Annotated in this window: 13 protein-coding genes and 1 pseudogene; 7 read left to right on the top strand and 7 right to left on the bottom strand. The window is 60.0% G+C overall.

All coding sequences use genetic code 11. The features are described 5' to 3' along the window. Window positions 1-325, top strand: a 325-nt coding sequence (locus tag MRBLSP13_RS10430; RefSeq protein ID WP_363754332.1) for a hypothetical protein, incomplete at its 5' end; no start/stop codon positions are given. Window positions 326-414: 89 nt separating this feature from the next. Here the strand turns inward: MRBLSP13_RS10430 and MRBLSP13_RS10425 are convergent. Continuing rightward, window positions 415-801, bottom strand: a complete 387-nt coding sequence (locus MRBLSP13_RS10425; protein ID WP_363754330.1) for a hypothetical protein — start codon at window positions 799-801, stop codon at window positions 415-417. Between the two features lie 125 nt (window positions 802-926). Further along, complete coding sequence (locus tag MRBLSP13_RS10420) at window positions 927-1,277, bottom strand: DUF2958 domain-containing protein (RefSeq protein WP_363754328.1); 351 nt, start codon at window positions 1,275-1,277, stop codon at window positions 927-929. A 159-nt stretch (window positions 1,278-1,436) separates the two neighbouring features. On the opposite strand from MRBLSP13_RS10420, the gene MRBLSP13_RS10415 reads away from it, so the two are divergent. Beyond that, window positions 1,437-1,631, top strand: coding sequence for a hypothetical protein (locus MRBLSP13_RS10415; RefSeq protein ID WP_363754326.1), 195 nt, complete (start codon window positions 1,437-1,439; stop codon window positions 1,629-1,631). A gap of 84 nt (window positions 1,632-1,715) precedes the next feature. Here MRBLSP13_RS10415 and MRBLSP13_RS10410 read toward each other — a convergent pair whose 3' ends face one another. Continuing rightward, window positions 1,716-3,359 carry a recombinase family protein gene (locus MRBLSP13_RS10410; RefSeq protein WP_363754324.1) on the bottom strand — a complete coding sequence of 548 codons (1,644 nt, stop codon included), beginning with the start codon at window positions 3,357-3,359 and terminating at the stop codon, window positions 1,716-1,718. Window positions 3,360-3,431: 72 nt separating this feature from the next. Beyond that, window positions 3,432-3,662: pseudogene (locus MRBLSP13_RS10405) on the bottom strand (radical SAM protein); the annotation flags it as partial. Window positions 3,663-3,744: 82 nt separating this feature from the next. Between MRBLSP13_RS10405 and MRBLSP13_RS10400 the strand changes: the two are divergent. After that, window positions 3,745-4,254: a YbjN domain-containing protein gene (locus MRBLSP13_RS10400; protein ID WP_363734762.1), complete on the top strand. Its 510-nt coding sequence runs from the start codon at window positions 3,745-3,747 to the stop codon at window positions 4,252-4,254. Between the two features lie 22 nt (window positions 4,255-4,276). On the opposite strand, the gene moaB is transcribed toward MRBLSP13_RS10400, so the two are convergent. From moaB to MRBLSP13_RS10385, 3 genes are read right to left on the bottom strand one after another with little or no spacing between them, the layout of a single operon-like run. Further along, window positions 4,277-4,804, bottom strand: a complete 528-nt coding sequence (gene moaB, locus MRBLSP13_RS10395; protein ID WP_363734763.1) for a molybdenum cofactor biosynthesis protein B — start codon at window positions 4,802-4,804, stop codon at window positions 4,277-4,279. Further along, on the bottom strand, window positions 4,804-6,606 hold the full coding sequence (locus MRBLSP13_RS10390; protein ID WP_363754322.1) for a lytic transglycosylase domain-containing protein: 1,803 nt from the start codon (window positions 6,604-6,606) through the stop codon (window positions 4,804-4,806). Before MRBLSP13_RS10390 ends, moaB begins: the two co-directional genes overlap by 1 nt. Then, complete coding sequence (locus MRBLSP13_RS10385; RefSeq protein ID WP_414714706.1) at window positions 6,603-7,307, bottom strand: uracil-DNA glycosylase family protein; 705 nt, start codon at window positions 7,305-7,307, stop codon at window positions 6,603-6,605. The genes MRBLSP13_RS10390 and MRBLSP13_RS10385 overlap by 4 nt, the downstream gene beginning before the upstream one ends. 140 nt (window positions 7,308-7,447) lie before the next feature. On the opposite strand from MRBLSP13_RS10385, the gene MRBLSP13_RS10380 reads away from it, so the two are divergent. From MRBLSP13_RS10380 to MRBLSP13_RS10365, 4 genes are read left to right on the top strand one after another with little or no spacing between them, the layout of a single operon-like run. After that, window positions 7,448-9,100, top strand: a complete 1,653-nt coding sequence (locus MRBLSP13_RS10380; protein WP_363754320.1) for an electron transfer flavoprotein-ubiquinone oxidoreductase — start codon at window positions 7,448-7,450, stop codon at window positions 9,098-9,100. A 19-nt stretch (window positions 9,101-9,119) separates the two neighbouring features. Beyond that, window positions 9,120-10,742 (top strand): tetratricopeptide repeat protein, encoded by a 1,623-nt coding sequence (locus tag MRBLSP13_RS10375; RefSeq protein ID WP_363735377.1) that lies wholly within the window; start codon window positions 9,120-9,122, stop codon window positions 10,740-10,742. Next, window positions 10,729-11,628 carry a 4-(cytidine 5'-diphospho)-2-C-methyl-D-erythritol kinase gene (locus MRBLSP13_RS10370; RefSeq protein ID WP_363754318.1) on the top strand — a complete coding sequence of 300 codons (900 nt, stop codon included), beginning with the start codon at window positions 10,729-10,731 and terminating at the stop codon, window positions 11,626-11,628. Before MRBLSP13_RS10375 ends, MRBLSP13_RS10370 begins: the two co-directional genes overlap by 14 nt. Continuing rightward, window positions 11,625-12,341: an N-formylglutamate amidohydrolase gene (locus tag MRBLSP13_RS10365; RefSeq protein ID WP_363734768.1), complete on the top strand. Its 717-nt coding sequence runs from the start codon at window positions 11,625-11,627 to the stop codon at window positions 12,339-12,341. The genes MRBLSP13_RS10370 and MRBLSP13_RS10365 overlap by 4 nt, the downstream gene beginning before the upstream one ends. Window positions 12,342-12,350 lie beyond the last annotated feature (9 nt).

Below are 12,350 nucleotides of genomic sequence, written 5' to 3'. Positions count from 1 at the left end.
CGGCGGGTCCACGACCAACTATGTGCCAGAAGGCCAGTTCAAGGGTTTTGTCTCTGCACTGATCGAAGCCGCAGAGGCCGGTGAGTTCGATGGGGCACTCAAAGCAATCCAGACAGCCCCTCAGGCTTCTCAGAAAGCATCATCGTCTAGGGGGGCTACCTCGGATCAGGGATCGCTTAACATCGCTGTAGCGGGTAAGCGCAGGGGCAAGAACCCTATGTCGTTCCCTGACATCAAGAAGCACTATCTCTCAGAGGGCAAGGATGCTGAAATGATCGACATAGCGATCAAGAAGCGTCAGGAAGCCGAAAAGGCCGCGAAGTAACAGGCATAAGAAAAGCCTCTCATATGGCTAGAGAGGCTTTTCCCACTTATGCAGCAATCACGCGCTAACAGATTGCCTTCTATTTAGCCTTATAGGCTTTTCAGCAGTTCCTCCTGCTGCTTTTCAATCTCGGCCAGCATACGGTCGCCTTCTTCCTTCACGCGGCGCACTTCCTCGGCAGCAGCTTTGATCTGCTCGTCATTGTGCTTGCGAACTAGCTTCTGCTCCTCGATGGCTTCGCGCACATTCGTTGCGCTGTTCCACTCCTTAGGACCGGCTTCGATCAGGCCAAGCCTGACATTGTTCTTCCTAATGAAGTAGCCACGCAGCAGGGTTTTATCCTGAGCATCAACGTCGCTGATAATGTCATTGATCGAGGCTTCATCCTCGATGTCTGGCAGCGCCTTGTTATAGACATTGCCACAGGCCGAAAGCAGCGCACAGGCTGCAACTAAGGGGAAGAGTAAACGTCGCATTGTAGAAACTCCCTGCTAAGATGTTGCTTTGTTGTAATGTCAAGAACGATCTACGTCATTAAAAGAAAAAGAAAGCTAGGATCGTTGCCAATCCTAGCTTCTTTCCAATGTCTAACTCTACTTAGTTAGATGGCTCGTCCTGCCTTCGCGTCTTCCATGTATTTGGATATTGGCTTTGTTGGCGTCCAGTGCAGGTCTTCTTCTATCTGTAGTCCTGCTGGTAAGCGCAGTTCAGCAAGTTCCCATAATGCGACGTAACCGAGTTCAGGATAGCCCACATCGCATATGCCGAACGCCAGCCCGTCATTGCTGCATTCGCTGAGTATCCAAGTTCCGACGCCAATGGGGTTGAACAAGCGAACAACCGGCATGAGGTCTTTTTCGCCCTTTGTGCCTCGCAGGGGCACTTGTTCCTCATGATTGATAATCAGCTGCTGTAGCTGCTTCGGACGCATCAACTTCATCCACGGGTCCATGTAGGCACTCCCTTTCTTCAATGTGCCTCAGGACAACAAACGTCAGTTGACTTGGAAATCAACCTAAGAAGTGGTTCGCGGAGAAGAGTTTCTACAAGATAAAAAAGTGGATGACGCAGGAGTCACCTGAACACATACGATGTGGGAAGGAGACAAACGATGCAGTTGAACACTCAGGAACTTGCTGCGCTGGCCGATTACCTGCTTTGTGAGGTTGACTGTTCAGAGAATTACGAAGAAGACGAGTTCAGCATCGAGTGGCGCGGCCATCGGCTCTATGTAGAGCGTTACCTAAGCCATTTCCGGGTCGAAGTTGACCATGAAGATGATGTGGTCGAATTACCGCGTCACTGATCCCCGCAGACGACCATACAAAAGGAAAAGCGCCCGCAAGCAATGCGAGGCGCTTTCACTCTGAGTGGTGTGTCAGAGGTCGTTTTAGGGCGTTGTACCCACATACTCGATTGCGCGTTCGATCCGAGCAGCAGCAGTGGGATCGTTTGCAGCTAGGCGTTCCCGCTGAGTGTCATCAAGGACCGGCAGCGCATTAGCACGGGCAATGACGTTCCCGGCACGGTCCAGCTTGAAGTTGATAAAGCCGTCAAACATCACGACGGTTGATGTGCGGTCATATGGGTCCATAAGGATAACGTCGATCAGGCTGTCTAGGTAGGTCTGCATCTGCAAACGGGCTTCTGCATCGTCTGAGAGTTTGTCGCGCAGGGCAACTGCTCTCTGGGCTAGTTCGGATGGTGACAGCGTTACAGACGCTCTCTCGCTATTAAGGGCGCGTTCGTTTAGCTCACGTTCCTCTTGTCCGACTTGCGCCCTAAAGCGCTGATACGCAGCTTCCTTGATCGGGTCATCGGCTAGGATGAGTTGGTCGGCCAGTTCAGCGAGGCGATCCTTTTTCTTATTCAACTCCAGAAGTTCAAAAGATAGGTCCGAAGTCCGCTGGCCAGGAACGCTATCGGGCAGATGCAGAGAGCCGATCTCGTCAAGGATGCCATCAAGGATGCTCTGGTATCGGAATGTCGCATTGCTCTTACATTCGGCAGCACGAGCAAACCGGGCACAGGCAAGTTGGGGTTGCTGCTTGGTATAGCTGCGGTAGGTCATGCGAGAGCCGCAAGGGACGTTCTCACCTTCATTGTGGAATTGGCAGCGGCACAGATGCGAAAGCACATTGATGCCCTTGCGTCGATTGCGGCCACCTGTGCCTTTGCGGCTTGAGAGACCTGCTTGAGCAGCATGGAATTGCTCAAGCGTGACGATAGCCGGATACAGCTTAACAGGACCGCCGATGTCTTCTCGTCCGTTAGCAGTGCGGCCTTGTGGTTGATACTCGCCTAAAACACGCCGACCACGCAGCAGATTGCCTACACGCCTGATGTCGAGTTCGCCTTTGGGCCAGTCGATGCGCTTTTGCTCGGCGCGCAGTTCATCCCCAATGGCGCGTAGGCCATAGCCCGTGGCGCACATATCAAACATGCGGCGGATCATATCGGCGCGTTCAGGGATCGGGTGATACTGGCCATCTACTACGGTCATCCAATCAGGACATAGGCGAGGGTCAGCGCCTTTGTTGTCCTTCATGCCTTGGCCGGATTGTGTGGCTCGCCATGCGCTTGCGACTCGGCCGGATTTCTCGTGACTGCTACCGTATGCTTCGGCGGCCGCAGCTAGGATGACGATCAGGTTAGTCCAGTTATCGTCAATCGCTTGGGTGTTGTAGGTCCGACCGCTGCTTGTCTCACATATGGTGAGGCCGCTTTCGGTCAGATCGCGGATCAGCGATATGCTCTCTAGGGGCTTTTGCCGGGTTAAGCGGTCCATCGCTTCGACAAGCAGCACCTTGCCGACAAGCTCGCCTCGCTTCGCCCGTTCTTCAATCTCGTAAAGCTGACCACCCTTTGCGCGATTCTTACCGTGGTAGGCAGACTTGCCCTGATCCATTAGCGTTTCGGTTATGTGCCAGCCTTGCTGCTTGGCTACCTTGTTCCCCAAGTCGGTCTGACGCTTGATGCTGTCGCCCTTGACCTGATCCTTGGTCGAAAACCGAATGTAGAGAATTGCGTCCATCTTACCCCTCGAAAATGTCCTATTTCGAAGGGATTAAGTTCTCCTGAATCCAGTTGCAACAGTGCGGGATTGGTCGCAGCCCCGATAGGCGTTGATCGATTGGCTGAAGGCGATATCGGGAGAATTGTTCCGGCTGATGATGGTGCGAGCGCGTTCGATGGTCACCTCTGTGCGTCGCCTTGGCGGAGCGCCGTCAATCTCGGTCAGGGCATCCAGCCAATCGCCGTCCTCCTTCCGCTCGGACATGTTGAAGCGACGGCTTTCGCCGTTCGCCGTCGCACCTCTGCCTTTCTCCGTCGCCATGGCTCAATTAGAACATACAGAGAACATATTGACAAGGCCCCACCCGAAGGTTCATCTAAACCCTTTGAAAAATGGGGGCATCATGCGGAAGATCATCGTCGCGGCAGGTTTGTGGATGGCGGCGCTGGCGTCGCCTTGTCTGGCGGCCGACAAGGAAGCCTGCGGCACAGGACTGATATGCGCGAGTGATCCGCAGACGGTGGTGCAGGCGTTGCAGGCCGCTGGATACAAGGCGTTGCTGAGCAAGAGCAAGCAGACCGGCAATCCGAAGATCGAAAGCGCGGCGAGCGGCTATGATTATTCGATCTTCTTCTACGAATGCGAGCAGACGCGCCATTGCGGCTCGCTGCAATTTCAGGTGAGTTTCGAGGATGACGGCGGCAATACGCCTGAGCTTGCCAATAAATGGAACAAGGACAAGAGATTCGCGCAGATGTCGGTCTGGGACGACGGGTCTCTGGCGGTTGCCTATGATGTGACGACGGTAGGCGGCCTCAACCAGAAGAATTTCGAGGATGTGATCGATTGGTGGACGGTCATGCTGGGCGAGGCGAGCAAATTCTTCAAGGAAAACCCCGCGCCTGATAAATGAGGCCGCAGCCTGCGGCGATATGTCAGCGCTCGGTCAGACGCGGCATGAGTTCCACGAAATTGCAAGGCCGGAAACGACTGTCCAATTGGCTGACGAGTATGCCATCCCAGGCATCCTTCACCGCGCCGGTGGATCCGGGCAGAGCGAAGATATAGGTACCCCGAGCCACGCAGGCGGTCGCCCGCGACTGGATGGTCGATGTGCCGATGCTCTGATAGCTGAGCCAGCGGAACAGTTCGCCAAAGCCCGGAATCTCCTTGTCCTGCACCTGTGCCAGCGCTTCGGGGGTAATGTCGCGGCCCGTCACGCCCGTTCCCCCGGTTGTGATGATGCAATCGATCTGCGGATCGTCTATCCAGGCATGCAGGCGCGCAACGATGGCCGAGCGTTCGTCCTTCTCTATATGGCGGTCCGCCAGGATATGACCAGCGCCTGTGATGCGTTCCGCCAGTGTGTCGCCGGAACGGTCGTCGGCAACCGTGCGGCTGTCCGACACTGTCAACAATGCGATCCTGACCGGCAGGAAGGCCCGGCTTTCATCGATCGGCATCAGTCGGAACCGCCCGCGATGCTGGAGGCGATGCTGGCGCTCGCCATCGGCCTCTTCGGCGTCAGGCGCACCAGGCGCGACCCCTTGGTCCCCGGAAATGTCGGCCATAGGCCCTGTGCGATGCCGGCCAGGGAGTCCGCACTGCCCTTCGCCTGAATCTGATACATCCAGTAATTGCGCATCACGATGTTCACATAGGCGCGCGTCTCGTAATAAGGCAGGGATTCGATGAACAGCAGCGGATCGCCATTATCCTTCACTTCGCTGTTCCACCGTTCGACAGGTGCCGGACCGGCATTATAGGCGGCCATAACCTTGGGCAGCAGCCCGCCGGTCGCGCTCATGTCGCGCAGGTTTTCAAGATAGCGCTGGCCATATTCCATATTGGTCGACGGCACGAACAATTGGTCGGACGCGGAAAGACCCATCAGGTTGCCTGTGCTGGGCAGTACCTGCATCAGCCCTCTGGCGCCCGCGCTGCTCACGACATCCCGCCGGAAACCCGATTCCTGAAGCGTATGGGCATAGATGAGCGCCGGGTCGACGCGCCACCCGCCATCGGGCCGCCAATTGGGTGCGGGAAAGCGCGCGAAACTGCCAGGCTGCTTGCCGGCTGGTCCGTTATGGGCCAGCCAGAGCTGCGTTTCGGGCATGTTGAGCGTGCTCGCCAGCCGGATCAACGCCTCATACTGGCCGGTACCGCCGATCTTCGCCTGGTAACGGAGGATCTGGTCGGCCCGTGCCGTTTCCCCAATTGCGGAAAGAGCGATCGCAGCCCGGACATTCGGACTATCCTTGAGTTGCTGCCATTCAGCAGCGCCGAAGCGGGTGGCGGAGGGCACGCCGCCCAGCGGTTCCGCCAGCGTTTCCCGGGCCAAGAGGCCATAGAAGCTTTCTTCAGAACGGGCTGCGGTTTTCAGCAGGTTTTCGACGCGCTCTGGCTCCCCGCAGACCATATAGGCACGTGCAGCCCAATAAGCGCCGGCTGCGCGCATGTCGCTGTTGCCGGCAAGCGCAGCGACATTGCCAAAGGCGGAGGCAGCAGCGCGACAGTCATTCTGTCGCCAGGCTGCAAGTCCTGTCGTCCAATGGGCCTGGACTGTCCAATCACCGCCGCCCCGGCTTTCGAGAGCCTTTGCCGCCATGCGCCGCGCGTTCGCATCATCGCTTTCGATATAATAGGCCCAGGCGACGCGCTGTCGCACTTCGGTCAGGCCCTCCGGCGTCAGCCCGGCCTCTCCGGCACCGAGCACAGCTTCGGCGCCGGCTGGATCGTCATTCTTGATGAACGTCTGAATCTGGCCGACCAGCGCCTGGGCCAGAGGATCTGTCTTCACCGCGGCGACATATTCGCGGCGCGGCGCAGCGCCCAGCCAGATCATTTTCTGCACCTGGGGCAGGGTAGGCAGGATCGTGGCGCCGCGCTTTTGCGCGAGGCGGGAAAGCTGATCAGCCTTGTCCAGCCATGGCGCCTTGTTGATGAGGTCGAGCAATTCGAACAGTTCGACCCTGGGCGAATTCTTTGCGAGATAAAGCTCGGCCAAGGCCACCGGACGGAATGCATCCTGCGCATCGAGCGTCGCGATCATCGCCTTCGCATCGATCCACCGCTGGTCCCGCAAAGCCGCGTAGATGGAACTGTACCGGCCTTTGTCCCCATCGCTCAATTGCAGGGGCGAGGACGACATATCCCTGTATGTCGCTGGAATGGAGTCAGCCGTATCGGCCTGTGCCGGCATCACTGTAGCTGCCGTGAAGGCCAGCGCTGCGGCGCATGACGAAAAGGCGGTGGCGCGGATCACTTAGTCATTTCCTCGATCAGACCTTGCATGACACGCCAGCATTCTGCCTTTGCTGCGGGCTGGCCAAGCAGCAAACGCGGGTGAAATGTGGCGAAGGCGGGTAAAGTGCCGCCATCATGGTTAAACTTCCGTAAACCTGAATCGGCCGTGGGCATCAGCGTGCGGATCGTCCGATCGCCCAACAACAGCAATCTTTGCGGTGAAGCAAACATCACATGTGTGCGCATGCGCGTTGCGGCCAATGCAAGATCCGTCGCCTCTACCATCGCACCTGGCGGGCGGGACAGGAAAAGGGAGGCCAGATGGACGTCCTGCCGATCGAGGCCAATCGCCCGCAGCATGGCGTCGAACAATTGTCCCGCACGATCGCTGAACAGGACTCCTGCCTCTAAATCGGCGGGATCGGGCATGTCGGTAATGACCATGAGCGGCGCATTGACAGGCCCCGCAGGCATGATGGCAGCGCCCGGCCAGCGCCGCTCCGGCTGCGCAGCGTCTTCCGCCAGCCAGGTCATGAAGGCTTCGAAAGACTGGGGCCGGGTCAAGGTGGCACCATCATCCGCAGCGGAAATCCGCTGGCGCGCCGCGTCCTGAACAGGGCGCAGCCAATTCATCGGCTCCTCCCCGACGGCGCAATCAACGCCGGCCAGACTCCACCATGCCATATAGGCATTGGCGGTTTCCGCCAGATTTTCCATCAATAATCCCCGCATCGATTGTCTTGGGCCAGAGGTTGACGCCGTGGTCAAGTTTCTTCATCGCCCTGAATGGCAAAACGTTTGGGTAGCGCGGCGACCGGATCGGGAAGGAAAGCCGGCGCTGTCGACGGAATGGAGGGAATATGAGCGAACGGGATTCGATGTCCTATGACATCGTCATCGTCGGTGGCGGGCCGGCGGGCCTGTCTTCGGCCATCAGGCTGAAGCAACTCGCGAACGAGGCGGGGCAGGAACTGTCGGTATGCGTGCTGGAAAAGGGCTCGGAAATCGGCGCCCATATCCTGTCGGGCGCGGTCGTCGATCCCAAGGCGCTGGATGAACTATTCCCTGAATGGCGCGACATGGGCTGCCCGATGGCAGAGGTGCCGGTCACGGACAATCAGCACTGGTTCCTCAGCAAGGGCGGCAAGGTCAGTATGCCGCACATCATGACGCCGGGCTGGATGCACAACAAGGGCACCTATACCGGATCTCTGGGCAATCTCTGCCGTTGGCTGGCCGAACAGGCCGAGGGGCTGGGCGTTGAAATCTTCCCCGGCTTCGCGGCCGCGGAAATCCTCTACAATGAGGACGGGTCAGTCAAAGGCGTGGCGACCGGCGACATGGGCGTTGACCGGGAGGGCAACCGCAAGCCCGACTATCAGCCTGGGTTGGAATTGCATGCGCGCTACACCTTCTTTGCGGAAGGCGCACGTGGCCATCTCACCAAGATCCTGAAGCGCCAGTTCGCGCTCGACGCCGACAGCGAGCCGCAGGTCTATGGCCTGGGAATGAAGGAATTGTGGGACATCGACCCCGCCAAGCACAAGCCAGGCCTGGTGATCCATACGCAGGGATGGCCGCTGACCGACGCCTATGGGGGGGGCTTCCTCTATCATCAGGCCAATGGGCAGGTGGCGCTCGGCTTTGTGGTGGGCCTTGGCTATCGCAACCCCTATCTGTATCCCTTCGAGGAATTCCAGCGCTGGAAGCAGCATCCGGAAATCCGCAAATATCTGGAGGGCGGCCGTCGCGTTTCCTATGGCGCGCGGGCGATCAACGAGGGCGGTTGGCAGTCTATTCCCAAGCTCGCCTTCCCGGGCGGCGCGCTGATCGGTTGTTCGGCAGGCTTCGTCAACGTCCCTCGCATCAAGGGCACGCACACAGCGATGAAGTCGGGCATGCTGGCGGCCGAAGCGGCGTTCGCTGCTATTCAGGGTGAGCGGTCGAGCGACGTGCTGGACGATTATGAGGCGAATCTTCGGTCGAGCTGGATCGCGACCGAGCTGCAACTGGTGAAGAACGCGGAGCCTTTGCTGTCGAAGTTCGGCAACACCATCGGTACCGCGCTGGCGGGCATCGACATGTGGATGCGTACGCTGAAGATCGGCCTGCCCTTTACGATGAAGCACAAGCCCGATGCCGAGAAGCTTTGGCGCAAGGACGCGTCGATGAAGATCGACTATCCCAAGCCCGATGGGGTGATCAGCTTCGACCGGCTGTCGTCGGTGTTCCTGTCGAACACCAATCATGAGGAGGATCAGCCGGTTCATCTGCAGCTCAAGGATCCGGCGATTCCGATTTCCTACAACCTGCCCCTTTATGACGAACCGGCGCAACGCTATTGTCCCGCGGGCGTCTATGAAGTGGTCGGGGTGGACGAGGGTAATCCGCGCTTCCAGATCAACGCGCAGAATTGCGTTCACTGCAAGACCTGCGATATCAAGGATCCGACCCAGAACATCAACTGGGTCGTGCCAGAGGGCGGTGGAGGGCCGAACTATCCGAATATGTAGGCGTCTGTTTGCTTCGATGATGCTGGTGCTGCCCGCCGCGGCGGGTGCATCGGTGGATCCCGGCAGCGCATTGCATGCCTATATGCGGGGGCGGCTGGCCGATGAGGACGGTGCTCCCGGCCTTGCGCTCAAGAGCTATCGGCAGGCGCTGGCCAGTGACCCGGCCAGCCTGGAGGTCGCAAGGCGCTCCTATTTCCAGGCGGTGATAAGCGGCGACATGGCGCTGGCGCTGCGTTCCGCCGCCGTGCTAGAGAGCGAGGGCATTCTCCCTCGCGACGGCACCCTGCTTCGGATTGCGGACGCGCTGAACCGCAAGGATTGGCCAGGCGCCCGTCTGTTGGTCGACCATATGGTTGCGGAGGGCAATTTCGCCTTTCTCGCGCCGATCATGCGCAGTTGGATTTCGGTGGGGGAAGGGCGTTATGCCGCGCCTGTCATCGATCCTGATGACCGCTTCGCTTCGCTGGCAAGGCGTTATCTGGGCGAGCATCTGGCGCTGCAGGCCCTGGGCAGGGGCGATCTTCAGGCCGCCCAGCCGGCGATCAATCGGGCCCTCGCGCTTCGGACTGCGGACACGGACGAAATGCGGCTGCTTTTCGCCGGGCAGTTGGCGGCGCGAGGCGCGAAGGCGGAGGCGCTTGCGCTTCTGCCTGAAACCCAGGCCAATTTCACGCGGGCGCGCGACGACATCGCCAGCGGCAGGGCTCTCTCGCCCTATGGCAGGGCGCTGACGGCGGGGCAGGGTTTTGCCCGGCTGCTTGCCCGGTTAGCTGCCGATATATCCTCGGATGGCAGTACGGGGTCGCTGGGGATCAGGCTTGCGCGAATCGCCGCCTTTGCCGATCCCAACGGGGCTGCGCCGCGCATCGTCGCCGCAGATCTGCTGAGCCGCGGCGGCTATGTGGCCTATGCCGTCGAGGAAGCCCGGATGGTTCCCGGTGCCGGCTGGTATGGTGCGCTGGCCCAGGCTGAACTGGTCGAGGCGTTGGCGGCGGCGGGCCAGCGGCCGGAGGCGATAGCGCTTGCTCGCAAACTGGCGGCCGTGCCCCATGCGGAGCCGGAGCGCCACGTTCGGTTGGGTCAGTTGCTGATGCAGGAAAAGGACTACCGGGCGGCCGCAGAGGCCTTCCGCACGGCGCAGGCCGGCTATTCGAACGACGCCGTTCCCTGGACGCTGCTGTTGTTCGAAGGTAGCGCGCTGGAACAGGGCGCGCGCTGGGACGAGGCGCGTGCCGTGCTGGAGCGGGCCGCGAGATTGGCGCCCGATGAACCCGCTGTGCTCAACTATCTGGGCTATGCGCAGATCGAGCGGCGGCAGAATATGGACGCGGCGCTGGCGCTGCTGAAGAAAGCGAGCGCGCTGAAGCCGGAGGATGCATCGATCACTGATTCCCTGGGCTGGGCGCAGTTCGTGACGGGTGACATCGATGCCGCGGTGCCAGTTCTGGAGCGGGCAGCGGCCGGAGCGCCGTCGGACGCTACCATCAACGAACATCTGGGTGATGCGCTTTGGGCCGCGGGACGCCGATATGAGGCCCGCTATGCCTGGCGCGCGGCAGCCATCTTCGCTGAGGGAGAGACGGCGCGGCGCCTGGCTGCCAAGACGAGAGAGGGGATGAAGCCCGAATATGCCGCACGCTGAAGCGGAGAATTTTGCCGGCTGCCCGTTTGAGGCCGGCGAACTGGTTGAAACCGCATTTGCCAAGATCAATCTGGCGCTGCATGTCCGCGGGAAACGGGCAGACGGTTATCATGCGCTGGAAAGCCTGTTCGTCTTCACCGAATTGGGTGACCGGCTGACCGGCCGCATACGCGCCGATGGTCAAGTCAGCCTTGAAATAGACGGGCCCTTTGGATCGCTGCTGGATGCCGGCCCGGATAATCTGGTGATCCGCGCCGCCCGCGCGTTGCAGGCGCATCTGGGGGAAGATCTTGGCGCTGATCTGAAATTGACCAAGATTCTGCCCGTCGCATCGGGAATTGGCGGAGGTTCGGCCGATGCCGCGGCTACACTGCGGTTGCTGACGCGGCTCTGGAACGCTCCCATGCCGCCGGAGGTCCTGGAGCGCATCGCCTTGTCCCTTGGGTCGGATGTACCAGCATGTATCGGCAGCATCCCGCAAATGGTGCGCGGAAGGGGCGAGATATTGCAACCGCAAGCCGTCGAAAACCTCTCCGCGATGCCGATCCTGCTCGTCAATCCCGGCGTCGCCCTGTCGACCGCGCAGGTCTTCGGTCGCTGGGATCAGCGTGATCGAGGACCGCTTGAGGCAATGGGGCTGGAGCAGCTTGTGAGCGAGGGACGCAATGATCTGGAGCAGCCCGCCATTGCCATGGAGCCGGTCATCGCGGATGTGCTGGCGGCGCTGGGTGCCTGCGCCGGATTGCGCCTTGCCCGGATGTCCGGATCGGGCGCGACATGTTTTGCCCTGTTCGATACGGATCGGCGGATGGCGGAGGCGGCGACCGCCCTGCGTGCCGCTCAAAGCGGATGGTGGATTGCGGAGACAAGGATCAGGGCGGCATGAGCGAGGCCTTCACACAGATCGACGGCGGCGACCTCAACATCCTGATCATTGCTGATCATGCGTCGGCTCACGTCCCAACGGACATCGATCTGGGAATTGATGCCGCCTTGCTGAGAGATCATATCGCGATCGACATCGGCGTGGCGGAGGTCAGCGCGCTGCTGGCGAGGGAATTGGGCTGCAAGGCGGTGCTGGGTGGCGTTTCGCGCCTCGTCATCGACCTTAATCGGGAAGAGGATGCGCCCGGCCTGCTGCCCGTCATGAGCGACGGCCACGTCATTCCGGGAAACCGTCATGCCGACCTGGCCGAACGGATGATACGCTTCCATCATCCCTATCACCATCATGTGGCGCGGCTGCTCGACGGCATGGCTTCGCCGTTCATCCTGTCGGTCCACAGTTTCACGCCCGGCCTTGCCAGCGATCCGAGCCAGAAGCGCCCCTGGGATATCGGCGTCCTCTATAACCAGGACGGCAGGGCAGCGCGGATCGCCATTCCCATGCTGGAGGAGGCGGGTCTGAAGGTAGGGGATCAGTTGCCCTATTCGGGCAAGGTGCTGAATGCCACGATGAACCGCCATGCGGAGGGGAACGGCATTCCCTATCTGGGGATAGAAATGCGACAGGATCTGGTCGGCGATGCTGAGGGGCAAAGGCGATTTGCCGGCATATTGGGGCCCGTGGTCCTGGAATGCCGCAGGCGTTTGGCCTGATGGCCGGCG

It is taken from the genome of Sphingobium sp. LSP13-1-1.1 (assembly GCF_040676415.1).
In the GTDB taxonomy this organism is placed as follows: domain Bacteria; phylum Pseudomonadota; class Alphaproteobacteria; order Sphingomonadales; family Sphingomonadaceae; genus Sphingobium.
The sequence above is the reverse complement of the archived record's forward strand: the minus strand, read 5'-3'. Positions and strand labels throughout refer to the sequence as shown.